This window comes from Lysobacter sp. cf310, assembly GCF_900114355.1.
Taxonomy (GTDB): domain Bacteria; phylum Pseudomonadota; class Gammaproteobacteria; order Xanthomonadales; family Xanthomonadaceae; genus Lysobacter.
This window is the reverse complement of record NZ_FOSS01000002.1, coordinates 934,345-951,327: the sequence shown is the minus strand read 5'-3', so window position 1 is coordinate 951,327 and position 16,983 is coordinate 934,345. Positions and strand designations below refer to the sequence as shown.

Below are 16,983 nucleotides of genomic sequence, written 5' to 3'. Positions count from 1 at the left end.
CCGGCGGCGCGGTCGGCGCATGGCATAGTCGGCCGGTGCGCTCGCAAAGCGCGAACGGCATCGCATCGCGAGCGCGCCGATAGGCGTAGCGTCGGCCCTGCGGCCGGCCGCTATGCCGGCCATGCCGATGCGTGCCGGAGGGGGCCATGCGCGACCAGGACATCCTGAGCAAGACCGAGGCGGGGCGCGAGGAGATCGAGCATCGCACCCGCAAACTGCCGACCGTGCTGCGCTCGCTGCTGCTGGTGGTGGACGGGCAGCGCGACGTGGCGCAGCTGCGTACGGTCGCCGCCGGCCTGCACGGGCCGGCGGATGCGCTGGAGCAATTGGTGGCGCTGGGCCTGATCGGCGTCGGCGGGCAGCCGTCCGCGGCGGCGCGCGTGACGGCGGCGCTCAGCGCTGTCAATGGTGCTCAGGCCGCGCCCGCGGCCGCGGCTCCTGCGTTGGCGGCGGGGGATACGTCCAGTCGCTATGGGGTGCTGTACGCGCTGATGTCGGATGCGGTGCGGGAGCAGTTGGGTCTGCGTGGGTATTTTCTGCAGCTCAAGATCGAGCGCTCGGCCGATCTGGCGGAGTTGGCGCAGTTGCTGCCGGATCTGCGTGCGGCGGTGGCGAAGGTGCGCGATGCGGCTTGGGCGGACGAGTTGGACCGGCGCCTGCGCGCGGCGGCGCAGCTCTAGCGACGCGGTAGCTCGGTGGCCGTTATCGCTACGCGCCACAAGCGAGTCGTGGGATGTGGCGGGCATAGACGGGTCGCATCGTCGCGCAGCTCCGGGCTCTGCGTCTTCGCTTCTTTAGCTCCCTCAGGGTGAAGCCGTCCGGCTTACGAGCTGCGGGTTCGTGCACGGCTGAATGCCGGCCGCTTGCTCCTAGCTCTTAGCCTTTAGCCCTTAGCTCCCTCCTTTGAAAAAGGAGGGTTGGGGAGGATTTGCTTTTGCTTTGCTGTCGCTTCTTCTGATCGAAGGTCAACGGCTTCCGCCTGCTGCGCATGCGGGTCACTTTCTCTTGCTAGCCCAAGAGAAAGTAACCAAAGAGAAGGGCTAGCGTGACCAACCCTCCCTTGCGAGTTCGGTGCGGGCGCGGGGATTTTTCGATAGGACATCCCTGTCCTATCAAAAAACGGCGCGCGTCCTGCGCGCCGCCCTTCGGGTCTACGGTTGTCTGTGTGAGTGCGGTGCTTTTGGACTTCAATGCAACGGCAATGGCAATGGCAACGGCAATGGCAACCGCTACAGCAATCGCTTTAGCAACAGCAACAGCATTGCCGTGTAGGGCGGCATTCGTAGGATGCGGTGAGCCGAAGGCGAACCGCATCGTCGCGCGGCTTCGGGGGCCCGCGATAGCGCGGTTGCCGCCGCACACGAATCTTCGTCGCAATGCACGCAGCGCAAGCCGCGCGCATCGCCGCTCGCGTCTTAGGTCAGGCCTTCCGCCTGCAAGGCCGCGCGCACGCCTGCGTCGGCTTCCATGCGCTGCTTGAACGCAGCCAGATGGTTCAGGTCGCTGAGGTCGATCTTCTGCCCGTCGGCCCAGCGCAGGGTGATGTACAGATACGGATCGGCGTAGCTGCGGAAACCGGCCAGCCATTGCTTGCCTTCGAGCTGACGGTCGGCGGCTTCGTACAGCGCGCGCAGGCGTTTGTGCGCGGCGTCCTTGAGCGCGGGCTGGTCGCTCGCGTCTTCGGAGAAGCGGGTGGGCGCGAACAGCGGCAGGAAGGCCGGGTGCAGGTCGGAGTTCACGAACGCGAGCCAACGCGCCGCAGTCGCGCGCTGTTGGATGCTGCCGTCGCCGGCGAGCTGTGCGTCGGGATAACTGTCGGCGATGTAGCCCATGATCGCGGCGTTCTGGGTGAGCACGAAATCGCCGTCCTCGATCGCAGGCACGGCGCCGGCCGGATTGATCGCGAGGAACGCGGGCGCTTTCATCGCGTCGCGCGTCATCACCTGCAGGTCGAACGGCTGGCCGGTCCACTGCAAGGCGATGTGGTCGGCGGTCGAACACGCGCCGGGCTTGGTGTAGAGCTTCATCAGCGGACTCCTTGGGATGAGGAAAGCGTCCAGAGTAAAGAGGAGCGAGTGAAAAGCGCTACTTCCTCTTGCCGTTGCTTCGCCGTCGCCGCGCATGTCCCAAAAAAGCAAAAGGAACGAGCGCATCCACTCGTTCCTCTTTCTTATTACGCGTTACCCGCTTGCTCAGGTCTTGCGCGGCTTGAGCTTCTGCACCTGATAGAAGGTGTGATCGCCGATGGTCGCGACCTGGTAGGCGTTGCGCCAGCTCGGGCTGGCGATCGCGTGGGCGGCGAAGTGGCTGGCGCCCGGCACGATCTCCTTGCGCTGGCCGGCCGGCAGGGCCCAGTTCCGCTCGGCTTCCAGGGCGATCTGCACCGACTCGGCCCAGGCCTCGGTGTTGCTCAGGCGCGTGCCCGGCGATACCAGGGTCGGCGCGAACTGCTTGCGGGCGGTGACCACCTCGCAGACCGAATCGCCCCACAGGCCGCTGTCGCGGCGACGCAGGGCGACCTCGGCCACGGCCTTCTGGCCGCGGATGGACTGGTCGCGGGCTTCCAGGTACACGGTGGTGCTCAGACACAGCGAATCGGCGGGTTGCGGCGGAAGCACAGAGGCCAGCCACAGGATCCAGGCGAGTTTCATATTGACTCCTTGCTCCGTTGCGCCGGACCGCACTGGGGCTTCCGTTCCCTCCTAGCGGGGACGGACGACACGGCGTGGACCGGCATGGCGTACTGGGGAGGGCAGCGGCTCTGCGGCGCGCTTTTGCCCCGTGCCGTGGACCGCGTGGACGACGCGGGCGGCGAGGGTTGCCACCTGAAGCGGCGGCGTGAAAGTTGGCGCAAGGTAGCCGCGACTAACTAAACGCCCGCTGAATCTAAAAACCTAAGTGCGCGAAAAAACTCAAGTTTTTACTCTGAATAGGCGCTAAGGCCTTGCCAGGGAAGGGTATCTCCGAGGCGCGAGACGCCCCGGGGAGCGTGACGCCCACCACTGTTCAGCTCCCCTGAAAACGCTTTACAGCGCCGCTGCGACCCGGCTGCCCTGGGCGATCGCGCGCTTGGCGTCCAGTTCGGCGGCGACGTCGGCGCCGCCGATCACGTGCACCGGGCGGCCGTCGCCGGCCAACTGCGCGGCCAGCGGCTTGAACGGTTCCTGGCCCGCGCAGATCACCACGTGATCGACCGCCAGCAGCTGTTCGCTGCCGTCGACGCGGACGCGGAAGCCTTCGTCGTCCACGCCCAGGTACTCGACGCCGCCGAGCATGCGCACCTGCTTGGCCTTGAGGGTGGCGCGGTGGATCCAGCCGGTGGTCTTGCCCAGGCGCGCGCCGGGTTTGCCGGCGCTGCGCTGCAGCAGCCAGACCTGGCGCGCGGGCGGCTCCGGCCGCGCTTCGGCCAGGCCGCCGCGGTTGTCGCCGTAGCCCAGGTCCACGCCCCATTCGGCGCGCCAGCGTGCCGGATCCAGACTGGAGCTGTCGTGGCCGGCCGGGTGCACCAGGTATTCGGCCACGTCGAAGCCGATGCCGCCGGCGCCGACGATCGCGACCTTGGCGCCGGGCACCACGCCGCCGCGCAGCACGTCCAGGTAGCTGAGCACCTTGGGATGCTCGGCGCCGGGGAAATCGACCGCGCGCGGGGCGATGCCGGTGGCCAGCACGATCTCGTCGTAGCCGGCCAGCGCGGCCGTGTCGGCGCGCGTGTTCAGACGCAGCTCGACGCCGCTGGTTTCGATTTTGCGCGCGAAGTAGCGCAGGGTCTCGTGGAACTCTTCCTTGCCCGGGATCCGCTTGGCCAGGTTGAACTGGCCGCCGATCTCGTGGGCGGCATCGAACAGGGTGACGCGGTGGCCGCGTTCGGCCGCCACCGTCGCGCAGGCCAGACCGGCCGGGCCCGCGCCGACCACCGCCACGCGCTTGGGCGCCGCGGTCGGGCGGTAGTTGAGCTCGGTCTCGGCGCAGGCGCGCGGATTGACCAGGCAACTGGCGTGCTTGTTCTCGAACACGTGGTCCAGGCAGGCCTGGTTGCAGGCGATGCAGGTGTTGATCTCGTCGCTGCGCCGGTCGCGGGCCTTGGCGACCCAGGCCGGGTCGGCCAGCAGCGGCCGCGCCATCGACACCATATCGGCCTCGCCCTCGCGCAGGATGCGTTCGGCCACGTCCGGCATGTTGATGCGGTTGGTGGTGATCAGCGGCAGGCCCACGTGCGGCTTCAGGCGCGCGGTGATGCCGGTGAAGGCCGCGCGCGGCACCGAGGTGGCGATGGTGGGGATGCGCGCCTCGTGCCAACCGATGCCGGTGTTGATCAGGGTCGCGCCCGCGGCTTCGATCGCCTGGGCCTGGGCGATCACGTCCTCCCAGGTCGAACCGCCGTCGACCAGGTCGATCATCGAAAGCCGGTAGATGATGATGAAATCCGGCCCGCAGGCCTCGCGGATGCCGCGCACGATCCGGGTCACGAACGCGATCCGGCGCGCGGCGTCGCCGCCCCATTCGTCCTCGCGTTTGTTGGTGCGCGGCACGGTGAACTGGTTGAGCAGATAACCTTCCGAGCCCATCACCTCGACGCCGTCGTAGCCGGCCTCGCGCGCGAGCCTGGCGCTGTTGACGAAGGCACGGATCTGCGCGCGCACGCCGTAGCCCGACAGCGCGCGCGGCGTGAACGGATTGATCGGCGCCTTGAGCTTGGACGGCGCGACCTGCAGCGGGTGATAGCCGTAGCGGCCGGCATGCAGGATCTGCAGGCAGATGCGGCCGCCGTGGCTGTGCACGGCCTGGGTCACCTGGCGGTGCTTGCCGACTTCCCAGCGCCAGCTCAGCTTGCCGCCGAAGGGCTTGAGCCAGCCGACGATGTTGGGCGCGAAGCCGCCGGTCACGATCAGGCCGACGCCGCCGGCCGCGCGTTCGCCGAAGTAGGCCGCGAGCTTGGGGAAGTCGGCGGCCTTGTCCTCCAGACCCGTATGCATCGAGCCCATCAGCACGCGGTTGGGCAGGGTGCAGAAACCCAGGTCCAGCGGCTCGAACAGCTTGGGGTAGGCCGGGTGCGGGGCGGCGGGGCTTGCAGGCAGGGAGCTGGCGGCCGTCATGCTCGAATACGCTGGCGTATGGAGCGCGCACGATGCCGGTAAAACGGCCGCGATTCAACCAGGACGTGCGCCGGGCGTCCGCGTGGCCTCCTGGACGACGCCTGGACGAGCACGCGCCGCCGCAACGCTGCATCCCAGGCGCCGCATCGCGCGGACGATTGACTCCGGCGCGGCCGCCCCTACTCTTATGGGCACCCAGAACCCGGCCCTGCCGCCCATGAAGTCGTTCCCGCTACTGATATCGCTGCATGCCCAGCGCGAGAGCGCGGGCCGGGTGCGCCTGCCTCCTGTGATCTGCGAGTGCGTGTCGAGCTGATCCGACCGCGCCGCCGCCACACGATACCGAGCACCCGCAAGGGTGTTTTTTTTTGCCCGTCGTTCGGCCCGGCGCTGCGCTCCGGCGCCGGTTTTCCATCCACCGCAGTCCCGTGCATCCCAAGGAGAACGTGTCGTGAATACCGCGGCCGAGACCGAAACCTAGCCGCGCGCCCCGTCGCCAACCGGGTCGCGCGGCCTCCCGAGTTGGCAACGAATAGCGAAAAATCTCATGAACACCACCACTGTCTCCCGCTGGCGCAATCTCGGCATCATCGCCCACGTCGATGCGGGCAAAACCACGCTCACCGAACGCCTGTTGTGGAAAACCGGCGCGATCCATCGCACCGGCGAAGTCCACGACGGCGCCGCCACCACCGACTTCAGTCCGATCGAGAAGGACCGCGGCATCACCATCGGCGCCGCGGCCGTGCAGACGCATTGGGCGCCGCAAGGTCAGGCCGAGCATCGCCTGACCATCATCGACACGCCCGGCCACATCGACTTCGCGATCGAGGTCGAGCGTTCGCTGCGCGTGCTCGACGGCGCCGTCGCCGTGTTCAGCGCGGTCGACGGCGTGCAGCCGCAATCGGAAACCGTGTGGCGCCAGGCGCGCCGGCACGGCGTGCCGATGATCGCGTTCGTCAACAAGATGGACCGGGTCGGCGCCTCGCTGGACTTCGTGCTGGCGCAAATGCGCGACAAGCTCGATGCGCAGCCGTGGCCGCTGGGCCAGGCGATCGGCGCCGAGGGCGAGCTGCGCGGCTGGGTCGACTACGTGGCGCGCGAGATCGTGCTGTGGGGCCTCGACGACGCCATCGCGCGCCGGCCCTGGGACGGCGACGAAAGCCGCGCCTACGAGCCGCTGCGCCAGCGCCTGATCGAGGCCGTCGCCGATCACGACGACGAACTCGCCCAGGCCTACCTGGAAGCGCGCGCGATCGACCCCGGCCTGCTCAAGGCCGCGCTGCGTCGCGGCACGCTGGCGGGCGCGGGCACGCCGGTGCTGGCCGGTTCCGCGTTCAAGAACAAGGGCGTGGAACCGCTGCTGGACGCGATCGTCGACTACCTGCCGTCGCCGCTGGATCGGCCGTGGGTGCGCGCCGAGAGCGAACAGGGCGAGCTGGCGCTGGCGCCGGACGCGTCCGGTCCCCTGGCCGGCCTGGTCTTCAAGATCGTGCACAAGGAGCACGGCGCGCTGTCGTTCGTGCGCCTGTACTCGGGCACGCTGCGGGTCGGCGACACCGTGTGGGCCTCGCGGCGCGAACGCGCGCTGCGGGTCGGCCGCCTGGTCGTGGTGCAGGCCGATCGCGGCCGCGACGTCGAGGCCGCGTATGCGGGCGAGATCGTCGCGGTGCAGGGCTGGAAGGACGCGGTCAGCGGCGAAACCCTGAGCGCGGGCGAACGCAAGCTGGTGCTGGACGCGATCCAGGCCCAGCCGGCGGTGCTGTCCTGGCGACTGAGCGCGGCCAACGCGAACGATCTGATCCGTCTCGGCCAGGGCTTGGCCAGCCTGGCCCAGGAGGATCCGTCGTTCCACGTCGGCAGCGACGAGGACACCGGCGAGACCCTGATCTGGGGCATGGGCGAACTGCACCTGGAAGTGATGGTGGAGCGCCTGCGTCAGGAGTGGAAGGTCGAGGTGCGCACCGGTTCGCCACGCGTGGCGTATCAGGAAACCCCGAGCCGCGCGGTCGCGGGCGTCGAAGGCAAGCTGTCCAAGCAGAACGGCGGCATCGGCCAGTTCGCGCGTGTGGTCATCGACGTCGAGCCGCGCACGGACGGTCGCTTCGAGTTCGTCGACCGCACCAGCGGCGGCGTGGTCCCGCGCAACTTCGTCACTGCGACGGAAAAGGGACTGCGCAGCGCGCTCATGGAAGGGCCGCGCGGCTATCCGGTGGTCGGGCTCACCGTGACCTTGATCGACGGCGAGACGCATGCGGTGGATTCGTCCGAACTCGCGTTCCAACGCGCGGCGGGCGAGGCCCTGAAGGCGGCGCTGGCGCTCAGCGGCACGACGGTGCTGGAGCCGGTGATGACGCTGGTCGTGGACACGCCCGCCGGCAACGTCGGCGACGTGGTCGGCGATCTGCAACGTCGCTCCGGCCGCGTGCTGGCGATCGACGACCGCGGCACGCGCGCCGACGTCTCCGCGCGCGCGCCGCTGGCGCAGCTGTCGGGGTACACCACCGCGCTGCGCTCGCTGACCCAGGGACGGGCCTCGGCCTCGCTGGTCTTCAACGGCTACGAGGCCGCGCGCAACGTCTGAATGCGTAAGCTTGTTCGAAAGAGAGGGGGCCGGCATTGCCGGCCCCTTTTTTCTTTTTTCGCGTCAAGCCGCCGCCGGCCGCAGACGCAGCAGACTCAATCCCATCGCCGCGTAGCCGGTGCCCAGCGCACGGTTGAACCAGCGCGCGCGGCGCGGCTGCGCGAACCAGCCGCGCAGGGCGCCGGCCAGCACCACGTAACACAGGTGCGACAGCACGGTGCAGGCGGCGAAGGTCAGGGTCAGGGCGAAGAACTGCGGCAGCAGCGCGGCGTCGGCGCGCATGAACTGCGGCAGCAGGGCGGTGAAGAACAGGATGCTCTTGGGATTGGTGGTCGCCACCAGCAGACCTTGCAGGAACATGCGCCGCGGCGCGCCGGCCTGGGCGGGCGAGGGCGCGCGCGCGAACAGGTCGTCGCGAGCGCGCCATTGGCGCAGGCCCAGCCAGATCAGATAGGCCGCGCCTGCCAGCTTGAGCGCGCCGAACAACCAGGCCGAGGTCTGGAGCAGGGCGCCCAAGCCCAGCATCGCGGTCGCCGAGACCAGGAACACGCCCAGGGCGTTGCCGACCGAGCCCAGCAGGGCGCGGCGCGCGCCGTGCGCGGCGGTGTTGGACACCGCCAGCAACACCGCCGGCCCGGGGCTGAACGCGGTCAGCAGCGCGAGGCTGCAGAACAGCAGCCAGGACGTAGCGCTCATGCGCGCGGCCCCGTCGCGATCACCAGCCGGCCAGGGTCAGCTTGCCGACGGTGCTGCCCGATTCGAGGCGGCGATGCGCTTCGCGCAGGGTGGCCGCGTCGATCTTGCCCAGGGTCGCGCTGTGGGTGCCGCGCAGTTCGCCGGCGTCGATCAGCTTGGCGACGCGGTCCAGGATGCGCGCCTGTTCGACCATGTCGGCGGTCTGGAAGCGCGGCCGCGCGAACATCATTTCCCAGTGGATGCCGATGCACTTGGCCTTGTAGGGATCGCCGATGCGCAGGGCGCCGGCGGGCTCCACGATCAGGCCGACATGGCCCTGCGGGGTCAGCAGCTCGCCGATCGCGTCCCAGTAGCGGTCGGTGTCGGCCAGGTTCAGCACCGCCTCGACCTGGGCATGGCCCAGCGCCTGCAACTGCGGCAGCAGCGGCTGGCGGTGGTCGATCACTTCGTGCGCGCCCATCGCGCGGCACCAGGCGATGGTTTCCGGGCGCGAGGCGGTCGCGATCACGTTGAAGCCGGCGCGGCGCGCGAGCTGGATCGCGATCGAACCGACGCCGCCGGCGCCGGCGATCACCAGCACGGTCTTGCCTACGCCGCCCTTGTCGGCGTCGTAGGGCATGCGCTGGAACAGCAGCTCCCAGGCGGTGATCGCGGTCAGCGGCAGGGCCGCGGCCTGGGCCGCGTCCAGCGACTGCGGCGCATGGCCCGTCACGCGTTCGTCGACCAGCTGCAATTGCGCGTTGCTGCCGGGGCGGGTGATGTCGCCCGCGTAGTAGACGCGGTCGCCGACCTTGAAGCGGGTGACCGCGTCGCCGACCGCGACCACGGTGCCGGCAGCGTCGTAGCCGAGCACGCGCGGCTGCGCTTCCACGGTCGGCTTGGGCGCGCGCACCTTGGTGTCGACCGGATTGACCGAGATCGCCTCGACCTGGATCAACAGGTCGTGGCCCTGCGGCGCGGCGGGGTCGGGCAGTTCGACGTCGAGCAGGGATTCGGGATCGTCGATGGGCAGATAGCGGGTGAGGGCGACGGCTTTCATGGGGACTCCAAAACGGTTCGGTCGTTGAATACGAAAGAAGGGATCAGAACGCGGACAGCACCAGGCCGCCTTCGGCGCGGATCGCCGAGCCGTTGACCACCGAGGCCGCCGGGCTGGCGACGAAGGCGACCACGCGCGCGATCTCGGACGGTTCGGCGAAGCGGCGCAGCAGGGAGGTCGGGCGCACGGTCTGGAAGAACTGCTTTTCGAACTCGGCCGCGCTCACGCCCTGTTGCTCGGCGAGCTGTTCGACGAACACGCCCACGCCCTCGGAACGGGTGGGGCCGGCCAGCACCGAGTTGACGGTGACCTGGGTGCCGGCGGTGAGCTGGGCCATGCCGCGCGCGAGCGCGATCTGCGCGGCCTTGGTCACGCCGTAATGGATCATCTCGGCCGGGATCTGCAATCCCGATTCGCTGGACAGGAACACCACCCGGCCGCGATCGCGCGCGAGCATGCCGCTGAAGTAATGGCGCGACAGGCGCACGCCGCTCATCACGTTGGCATCCCACAGGCGCTGCCATTCCCCGTCTTCGATGTCGGCGAAATCGGTGGGCACGAAGATGCCGAGGTTGTTGATCAGGATGTCGGTCTGCGGCACCGCGGCGATGAACTCGGCCGCGCCTTGCGCGGTGGCGAGATCGGCGGCGACGCCGCTGAGCTGCGCGCCCGGCACGGCGGCGCGCAGCGAAGCCAGCGCGGCATCGACGCGGGCCTGGCTGCGACCGTTGACGACCACGGCGGCGCCGGCGCGCGCAAGTTCCTCGGCGATGGCGTAGCCGATGCCCGCGGTGGAACCGGTGACGACGGCGGTGGAACCGGAAAGGGGGGCGCTCATATCGGTGTTCTCGATGAAGGGGTCAGTGTTCGGGGATCGGACGGTTCAGACCGGCGCGGGGGTGCGCTCGGAGAACATGCCGTTCCAATACGGGTAGTAGGGATAAGGCGGCGTGACGCGGCTGGCCTGGTCGAGCCTGGCGACCTGCTCGGCGCTGAGGGTCCAGCCGACCGCGCCCAGGTTCTGGCGCAGCTGTTCCTCGTTGCGCGCGCCGATCAGCACGCTGGACACCGTCGGGCGCTGCAGCAGCCAGTTCAGGGCGATCTGCGGCACGCTCTTGCCGGTTTCGGCGGCGACTTCGTCCAGCGCGTCGACGATGCGATACAGGCGCTCCTCTTCCACCGGCGGCGCGAAGCCGGCGGTGTCGTGCAACCGGCTGCCCTCGGGCAGCGGCTGGCCGCGGCGGATCTTGCCGGTCAGGCGGCCCCAGCCCAGCGGGCTCCACACCACCGCGCCCACGCCCTGGTCCTGCGCCAGCGGCATCAGCTCCCATTCGTAGTCGCGGCCGACCAGCGAGTAGTAGGTCTGGTTGGCGACGAAGCGCGAATAGCCGTAGCGGTCGGCGACCGCCTGCGACTTCATCAGCTGCCAGCCGGAATAGTTGGACACGCCCAGGTAGCGCAGCTTGCCGGCGCGGACCAGGTCGTCGAGCGTGGACATGACCTGTTCCACCGGCGTCTGCGCGTCGAAGTGGTGCAGTTGCAGCAGGTCGATGTAGTCGGTGCCCAGGCGCTGCAGGGCGCGGTCGACGGCGCGGATCAAATGGTGGCGCGAGGCGCCGACGTCGTTGGCGCCTTCGCCGGCGCGCAAGCTGATCTTGGTCGACAGGATGACTTCATCGCGGCGGCCCTGGATGGCGGCGCCGAGTATCGATTCGGAGGCGCCGTCGGAATACACGTCGGCGGTGTCGAACAGATTCACGCCGGCCTCCAGGCAGATCTCGATCAGGCGCCGGGCCTCGGCGACGTCGGTGTTGCCCCAGGCGCTGAACAACGGGCCCTTGCCGCCGAAGGTGCCGGCGCCGAAGCCCAGAACCGGCACTTTGAAGCCGGAGTTGCCGAGAAAGCGGGTGTCCATGAGGGAGTTCCTTTGAGAGTGAGGGCGCGCGTCCAACGCCGCGCCTAGGAATGGGGAGGAAGAAATCAGGCGGCCGGACAGGCCGCGGCGGCTTGCAGCGCCGGCTTGCGCGGCGCATCCAGGCGCGCCGCCCACACCGCCAGCACGATGCCCGACACCGTCACCAACGCGGCCACCCAGGTCACCGCGCCCAAGCCCAGGCCTAGGTTGATCACCGCGCCGCCCAGCCAGGCGCCGAGCGCGTTGCCGAGGTTGAAGGCGCCGATGTTGAGGCTGGAGGCGAGGTTGCGGCCGGCGCTGTCGGTCTTCTGCAGCACCCACAGCTGGATCGGCGACACCGTGGCGAACGCGGCGATGCCGAGCAGGGCGACGAAGATCACCGCCGCGATCTTGCTGTGCAGGGCGAAGGTCATCAGGCCCAGCACCACCGCCAGTGCGACCAGGGTGCCGACCAGGGCCGGCGCCAGGCGACGGTCGGCGAGGCGGCCGCCGAGCAGGTTGCCGGCGATCAGGCCGACGCCGAACACCAGCAGGATCGGCGACACGGCGCTTTCGGCGAAGCCGGTGACCTGGGTCAGGATCGGCTGGATGTAGGTGAACACGGTGAACACGCCGGCGAAGCCGAGCACGGTCATGGCCAGGCCCAGCAGCACCTGCGGATGGGTCACCGCCTTGATCTCGTCGCGCAGCGCGGCGTTCTCCTGCTGGCCGTTGTCCTTGGGCACCAGCGCCGCGATCACGATCGTGGCGATCACGCCGATCGCGGCCACCGCCCAGAAGGTGGCGCGCCAGCCCAGGTGCAGGCCCAGCCAGGCGCCGGCGGGCACGCCGAGCAGGGTGGCCACGGTCAGGCCGACGAACATGATCGAGATCGCCGAGGCCTTGCGGTCTTCCGAGACCAGGCCGGTCGCGACCACCGCGCCCACGCCGAAGAAGGTGCCGTGCGCGAGCGAGGTGATCACGCGCGCGATCATCAGGGTGGTGTAGTTGGGCGCGATCGCACAGGCGATGTTGCCCAGGGTGAAGATCAGCATCAGCGCGACCAGCACGGTCTTGCGCGGCAGGCGCCGGGTGGCGGTGGTCAGCAGCGGCGCGCCGACGAACACGCCCAGGGCGTAGCCGGAGATCAGCAGGCCGGCCGCGGCGATGGTGACCTGGAGGTCGGCGGCGACCTGCATCAGCAGACCCATGATCACGAATTCGGTGGTGCCGATGCCGAAGGCGCCGGCGGTGAGGGCGTACAGGGCCAACGGCATGCGCTGCTTGGGCGCGCCTGGCTTGGAGGCGCCGGTTTCGGAGCGGGGAAGGGCGGGGGATTCCATGTCGGGCATCCACTGGGGAGGCGCGCAGTCTGGAAGCTTGCATCTTTAGCTAAAACCACCAAAATGACTAATCAGTTTCAATGAATAATTGAGAATAGGCCATGGACCGAGTCGGCGACCTTGCCTTGTTCCTGCGCGTGCTCGACTTGGGCTCGATCAGCGCCGCCGCGCGCAGCCTGGACCTATCGGTGGCGGTGGCCAGCCAGCGCCTGAAGCGGCTGGAGCGCGACCTGGGCGTGCGCCTGCTGCATCGGACCACGCGCCAGCTGCACGCCACCCCCGAGGGCGCGGCCTTGGCCGAACAGGGCCGTGCCCTGGTCGAGGACCTGGAGGCGCTGACCGGCGGCCTGCGCCAGGCCGCGACCGACGTCGCCGGCACCCTGCGCCTGACCGCCTCGGCCTCGTTCGGGCGTCAGTATCTGTCGCCGCTGCTGCCCGAATTTCTGGCCCTGCATCCGCGGGTCAAGGTCAGCGTCAATCTCAACGATCAGTTGCTGGACCTGGTGAGTTCCGGTTTCGATCTGGCGATCCGGATCGGCGCGCTCGAGGACTCCAGCCTGGTCGCGCGCAAGCTGGCGCCGAACCGGCGCGTGATCTGCGCCTCGCCCGACTACGTGCGCCGCCACGGCATGCCCAATTCGCCAGAGGAGCTCGCGCGCCACGAGTGCCTGATGCTGGTCGGCAGCCAGGGCCGCCAGGATCTGTGGCGCCTGCACGACCGCGCCGGCCGCGAAGTCGCGGTGCGGGTGTCGGGGCGTTTCGAAAGCAACCTGGGCGAGCTGTTGCGCGACGCCGCGGTCGCCGGCCTGGGCATCGCCGTGCATTCGACCTGGCACGTCAACGAGGACCTGCGCGCGAAGCGGCTGGTGCCGGTGATGCCCGACTACGGCGTCGCCGAATCCGGCATCTACGCGGTGATGCCGCAGCGTCGCCTGATCCCGCCACGGGTCCGCGCGTTCACCGATTTCCTGGCCGAACGCTTCGGCGAGCATCCGCCGTGGGAGCACTACGAGCTGTCGGTGCCTTGAGCGCGGTGTCGAGTTCGCAGCGATGCCGCCGGCTCGCGCCTTCGATGTCTGTGGGAGCGGCGTAAGCGGCGATGGCGTGTCGGCCAAGCTTGCATCGCGCGTGTGGCTCAATCGCGGCTTACGCCGCTCCCACAGAAAGCGCTGCATCGCGCCGGTCTTCCCCTTTGAAAATGGGGGGAGATCGCGGCTTACGCCGCTCCCACAGAAAGCGCTGCATCGCGCCGGTCTTCCCCCCTTTGAAAATGGGGGGGAGATCGCGGCTTACGCCGCTCCCACAGAAGGCGTTGCGTCGCGCCGGTCTTCCCCGTTGAAAATGGGGGGAGATCGCGGCTTACGCCGCTCCCACAGAAGGCGCCGCGTCGCGCCGCTCTTCCCCCTTTGAAAAAAAAAGGGGGATTTGCTGTTAGCGCCTCAATCGAACGCAAACGCATCCAAGGCCAGCGAGCCCATCTCGTGCGAACGGTGGATCGTGCGCACCGAGGCCTGCGCGCCGGCCGCGCCCAGCGCCACGAACAAGGGCATCAGATGCTCGACGGTGGGGTGCGCATGCCGCGCGTGCGGCGCCTGCGCCTGCCAGTCCAGCAGGGCGGCGTGGTCGTGCGCGTCCAGGCGCGCGTGCATCCATTCGCCGAACTCGCGCGCCCACGGCGCCAGCGGCGCGTCGCGGTGTTGCCAGTCGAGATCGCCGAGGTTGTGCACGAAGCCGCCCGAACCGATCACCAGCACGCCTTCCTCGCGCAGCGGCGCCAGCGCGCGACCTAGCGCGTAGTGCCCGGCGGCGTCGCCGTGCGGCATCACCGACAACGGCACCACCGGAATCCCGGCCTGCGGGTACATGCGCCGCAGCGGCACCCAGATGCCATGGTCCAAGCCGTGCGATTCGCGCACCTTGGGATTCAGGCCGGCTTCGTCCAGGCGCGCGCGGATCGCCTTGGCCAGGTCCGGATCGCCGGGGGCGGGGTATTGGATCTGATACAGCGGCGCCGGGAAGCCGCCGAAGTCGTGCACGGTATGCGGCTGCGCGTGCCCGCCCAGCATCGGCCGGTCGGTCATGAAATGCGCCGAGGCGACCACGATCGCCTTCGGCCACGGCAGCTGCGCGCCCAGCCCGTCCAGGAAGCGGCCGGCGGCGGAATCCTCGATCGCCAGCATCGGCGAACCGTGGGACAGGAACAGGGTGGGCAGGCGGGTCGGGATGTCCATGCCGAAAGGGTGATCCCGGCCGGGCGCAAACACCAGCGCGCTACGCCGCTCGCTGCGTTCCGTCCTTGGCGTCAAAGCCGGGCGCCGCGTTCGCGCCGGCCGCACGCGCGGCGTCGCAGACTGCGGCTTCCGTCCACGGCCCGCCGCCCGCCATGAGCCACGCCGATCCGCGTTCCGCCCTACGTCCCGACTACGACTCGCCGATGCGCGAGATCGCCGACTACGTGCTCGATTACCGCATCGAGTCCGAGGAGGCCTACGCCACCGCGCGCACCATGCTGCTGGATTCGCTGGCCTGCGCGGCCCTGGCGATGGCGCACCCCGCCTGCGTCGCCCACCTGGGCCCGCTGGTGCCGGGCGCGGAGCTGCGCGGCGGCGCGCGCGTGCCGTACACCGCTTACGAACTCGATCCGGCCCAGGCCGCCTACAACATCGGCAGCCAGATCCGTTGGCTGGACTTCAACGACACCTGGCTGGCCGCCGAGTGGGGGCATCCCTCCGACAACCTGGGCACGCTGCTCGCGCTGGCCGACTATCTGGGCCGGCGCGCCGAAGCCGCGGGCGGCCGTGGCGCGAGCGTGCGCGAGCTGCTTGGGCATGCGATCAAGGCCCACGAAATCCAGGGCTGCTATGCCTTGCGCAACGCCTTCAACCGGGTCGGCCAGGATCACGTGATCCTGGTGCGCCTGGCCTCGACCGCGCTGGCCACGCGCATGCTGGGCGGCGATCGCGAGGCGATCCTCGCCGCGATCTCGCACGCCTGGATCGACAACGGCGCGCTGCGCACCTATCGGCATGCGCCCAACACCGGCCCGCGCAAGAGTTGGGCCGCCGGCGACGCCTGCCGCCGCGCGGTGGTGCATGCGCTGAACGCGGTCAAGGGCGAAGTCGGCTATCCCAGCGCCTTGAGCGCGCCGACCTGGGGCTACTACGACGTCGCCATGCGCGGTCGCGCGTTCGAGTTCGAGCGCCCTTTCGGCAGCTATGTGATGGAGAACGTGCTGTTCAAGATCAGCTACCCGGCCGAGTTCCACGCCCAGACCGCGGTGGAATGCGCGCTGCGCCTGCATCCGCAGGTGCGCGGGCGCCTCGATCGCGTGGCCCGCATCGAACTGCGCACCCAGGAAGCCGGACGCCGCATCATCGACAAGACCGGGCCGCTGGCCAACTACGCCGATCGCGATCACTGCCTGCAGTACATGGTCGCGGTGCCGCTGATCTTCGGTCGGCTGCAGGCCGAGGACTACGGCGATGCGGTCGCCGCCGATCCGCGCATCGACGCGCTGCGCGCGAAGATGAGCGTCGCCGAGGATCCGGAGTTCACCCGCGACTATCTCGACCCCGACAGGCGCTACATCGGCAATGCCGTGCAGGTGTTCTTCGACGACGGCAGCGCCACCGAGGCGGTGCGGGTGGATTACCCGGTCGGCCATCGCCGGCGCCGCGCCGAAGGCCTGCCCCTGCTGATGGACAAGTTCGAGACTGCGATCCGCGCCCGCCTGCCGTCCGCGCAGGCCGATACACTGTGCGCGCTGGCCCGGGACCCGGCGCGGTTGGACGCGCAGCCCATCACCGGCTTCCTGGGCTTGTTTCAGCCCTGATTCACGTTCGCGACGGCGCCGGCGTTTAACACGGATGCCGCCGGGAATGTTAGATGCCTGTTAACATGGCTTTCACATAGGCAAACCTAACCTGCGCGGGATGGCGTCGGAAGGCGGCTGTCCTGAATTGGTAGGAACCTCGCAGACGCGGTTTCCAATTTTTCTGAACCAAGGAGCTATAACAAATGAATAAGAAACTCCTCTGCGCCGCCCTGCTGGGTGGCCTGAGTCTGGCCCAGGCAGCCAGCGCGCAGGATTTCGACGACCGCTGGTACATCACCGGTTCGGCGGGCATGAACATCCAGGACAACGATCGCGGCACGCGTAACGCGCCGTTCGTGGGCCTGGGCGTGGGCAAGTTCATCAGCCCGAACTGGTCGATCGACGGCGAGCTGAACTATCAGCACCCGAAGTTCGACGCCGACCAGGACCTGTCGTGGAGCCAGTACGGCGTCTCGCTGGACTTCCGTCGCCACTTCATCACCGAAGGCCGCAACTGGAA

The 16,983-nt window shown here is 69.2% G+C and carries 14 protein-coding genes; 5 read left to right on the top strand and 9 right to left on the bottom strand.

Features of this window, described 5'->3' with window-relative positions:
• Nucleotides 1-146: 146 nt before the first annotated feature.
• Entirely contained in the window at nt 147-680 is a 534-nt protein-coding gene (locus BMZ45_RS11095) for a hypothetical protein (protein ID WP_091636219.1), read from the top strand.
• A gap of 735 nt (nt 681-1,415) precedes the next feature.
• On the opposite strand, the gene BMZ45_RS11090 is transcribed toward BMZ45_RS11095, so the two are convergent.
• From BMZ45_RS11090 to BMZ45_RS11080, 3 genes are all read right to left on the bottom strand, one after another.
• Nucleotides 1,416-2,027, bottom strand: a complete 612-nt coding sequence (locus BMZ45_RS11090; RefSeq protein ID WP_091636216.1) for a glutathione S-transferase N-terminal domain-containing protein — start codon at nt 2,025-2,027, stop codon at nt 1,416-1,418.
• Between the two features lie 165 nt (nt 2,028-2,192).
• On the bottom strand, nt 2,193-2,651 hold the full coding sequence (locus BMZ45_RS11085; protein ID WP_056172412.1) for a cell wall hydrolase: 459 nt from the start codon (nt 2,649-2,651) through the stop codon (nt 2,193-2,195).
• Between the two features lie 375 nt (nt 2,652-3,026).
• On the bottom strand, nt 3,027-5,093 hold the full coding sequence (locus BMZ45_RS11080) for an NADPH-dependent 2,4-dienoyl-CoA reductase (RefSeq protein WP_091636213.1): 2,067 nt from the start codon (nt 5,091-5,093) through the stop codon (nt 3,027-3,029).
• A 547-nt stretch (nt 5,094-5,640) separates the two neighbouring features.
• Between BMZ45_RS11080 and fusA the strand changes: the two genes are divergently transcribed.
• The gene (gene fusA, locus BMZ45_RS11075) at nt 5,641-7,677 is read left to right on the top strand and encodes an elongation factor G (protein ID WP_091636210.1); all 2,037 of its coding nucleotides are present in this window, start codon (nt 5,641-5,643) and stop codon (nt 7,675-7,677) included.
• A 63-nt stretch (nt 7,678-7,740) separates the two neighbouring features.
• Here fusA and BMZ45_RS11070 read toward each other — a convergent pair whose 3' ends face one another.
• The 5 genes from BMZ45_RS11070 to BMZ45_RS11050 form a co-directional block, all read right to left on the bottom strand.
• A complete protein-coding gene (locus BMZ45_RS11070; RefSeq protein WP_091636207.1) occupies nt 7,741-8,373 on the bottom strand; it encodes a LysE family translocator in 633 nt (210 codons plus the stop codon).
• Between the two features lie 19 nt (nt 8,374-8,392).
• Entirely contained in the window at nt 8,393-9,412 is a 1,020-nt protein-coding gene (locus BMZ45_RS11065; RefSeq protein WP_091636204.1) for a zinc-binding alcohol dehydrogenase family protein, read from the bottom strand.
• Between the two features lie 43 nt (nt 9,413-9,455).
• Entirely contained in the window at nt 9,456-10,250 is a 795-nt protein-coding gene (locus tag BMZ45_RS11060; RefSeq protein ID WP_091636202.1) for an SDR family NAD(P)-dependent oxidoreductase, read from the bottom strand.
• Nucleotides 10,251-10,295: 45 nt separating this feature from the next.
• On the bottom strand, nt 10,296-11,327 hold the full coding sequence (locus tag BMZ45_RS11055; protein ID WP_091636199.1) for an aldo/keto reductase: 1,032 nt from the start codon (nt 11,325-11,327) through the stop codon (nt 10,296-10,298).
• A 65-nt stretch (nt 11,328-11,392) separates the two neighbouring features.
• On the bottom strand, nt 11,393-12,583 hold the full coding sequence (locus tag BMZ45_RS11050; protein ID WP_091636439.1) for an MFS transporter: 1,191 nt from the start codon (nt 12,581-12,583) through the stop codon (nt 11,393-11,395).
• A 167-nt stretch (nt 12,584-12,750) separates the two neighbouring features.
• Here BMZ45_RS11050 and BMZ45_RS11045 point away from each other — a divergent pair, with 167 nt between their 5' ends.
• Nucleotides 12,751-13,677 carry a LysR family transcriptional regulator gene (locus BMZ45_RS11045; protein WP_091636196.1) on the top strand — a complete coding sequence of 309 codons (927 nt, stop codon included), beginning with the start codon at nt 12,751-12,753 and terminating at the stop codon, nt 13,675-13,677.
• Nucleotides 13,678-14,088: 411 nt separating this feature from the next.
• Here the strand turns inward: BMZ45_RS11045 and BMZ45_RS11040 are convergent, their stop codons facing one another.
• Nucleotides 14,089-14,880 (bottom strand): DODA-type extradiol aromatic ring-opening family dioxygenase, encoded by a 792-nt coding sequence (locus BMZ45_RS11040; RefSeq protein WP_091636193.1) that lies wholly within the window; start codon nt 14,878-14,880, stop codon nt 14,089-14,091.
• 152 nt (nt 14,881-15,032) lie between these two features.
• Between BMZ45_RS11040 and BMZ45_RS11035 the strand changes: the two genes are divergently transcribed.
• The gene (locus tag BMZ45_RS11035) at nt 15,033-16,481 is read left to right on the top strand and encodes a bifunctional 2-methylcitrate dehydratase/aconitate hydratase (RefSeq protein WP_091636190.1); all 1,449 of its coding nucleotides are present in this window, start codon (nt 15,033-15,035) and stop codon (nt 16,479-16,481) included.
• 185 nt (nt 16,482-16,666) lie between these two features.
• A partial coding sequence (locus BMZ45_RS11030; RefSeq protein WP_139215472.1) for an outer membrane beta-barrel protein occupies nt 16,667-16,983 on the top strand: 317 nt, incomplete at its 3' end.

Excerpts from the sequence above, each read along its gene's own strand:
- BMZ45_RS11065 (WP_091636204.1), bottom strand. The coding sequence starts at position 9,412 with ATGAAAGCCGTCGCCCTCACCCGCTATCTGCCCATCGACGATCCCGAA.
- BMZ45_RS11080 (WP_091636213.1), bottom strand. The coding sequence starts at position 5,093 with ATGACGGCCGCCAGCTCCCTGCCTGCAAGCCCCGCCGCCCCGCACCCG.
- BMZ45_RS11055 (WP_091636199.1), bottom strand. The coding sequence starts at position 11,327 with ATGGACACCCGCTTTCTCGGCAACTCCGGCTTCAAAGTGCCGGTTCTG.
- BMZ45_RS11035 (WP_091636190.1), top strand. The coding sequence starts at position 15,033 with ATGAGCCACGCCGATCCGCGTTCCGCCCTACGTCCCGACTACGACTCG.
- BMZ45_RS11040 (WP_091636193.1), bottom strand. The coding sequence starts at position 14,880 with ATGGACATCCCGACCCGCCTGCCCACCCTGTTCCTGTCCCACGGTTCG.
- BMZ45_RS11045 (WP_091636196.1), top strand. The coding sequence starts at position 12,751 with ATGGACCGAGTCGGCGACCTTGCCTTGTTCCTGCGCGTGCTCGACTTG.
- BMZ45_RS11085 (WP_056172412.1), bottom strand. The coding sequence starts at position 2,651 with ATGAAACTCGCCTGGATCCTGTGGCTGGCCTCTGTGCTTCCGCCGCAA.
- BMZ45_RS11060 (WP_091636202.1), bottom strand. The coding sequence starts at position 10,250 with ATGAGCGCCCCCCTTTCCGGTTCCACCGCCGTCGTCACCGGTTCCACC.
- BMZ45_RS11050 (WP_091636439.1), bottom strand. The coding sequence starts at position 12,583 with ATGCCGTTGGCCCTGTACGCCCTCACCGCCGGCGCCTTCGGCATCGGC.
- BMZ45_RS11090 (WP_091636216.1), bottom strand. The coding sequence starts at position 2,027 with ATGAAGCTCTACACCAAGCCCGGCGCGTGTTCGACCGCCGACCACATC.
- BMZ45_RS11095 (WP_091636219.1), top strand. The coding sequence starts at position 147 with ATGCGCGACCAGGACATCCTGAGCAAGACCGAGGCGGGGCGCGAGGAG.
- BMZ45_RS11070 (WP_091636207.1), bottom strand. The coding sequence starts at position 8,373 with ATGAGCGCTACGTCCTGGCTGCTGTTCTGCAGCCTCGCGCTGCTGACC.
- fusA (WP_091636210.1), top strand. The coding sequence starts at position 5,641 with ATGAACACCACCACTGTCTCCCGCTGGCGCAATCTCGGCATCATCGCC.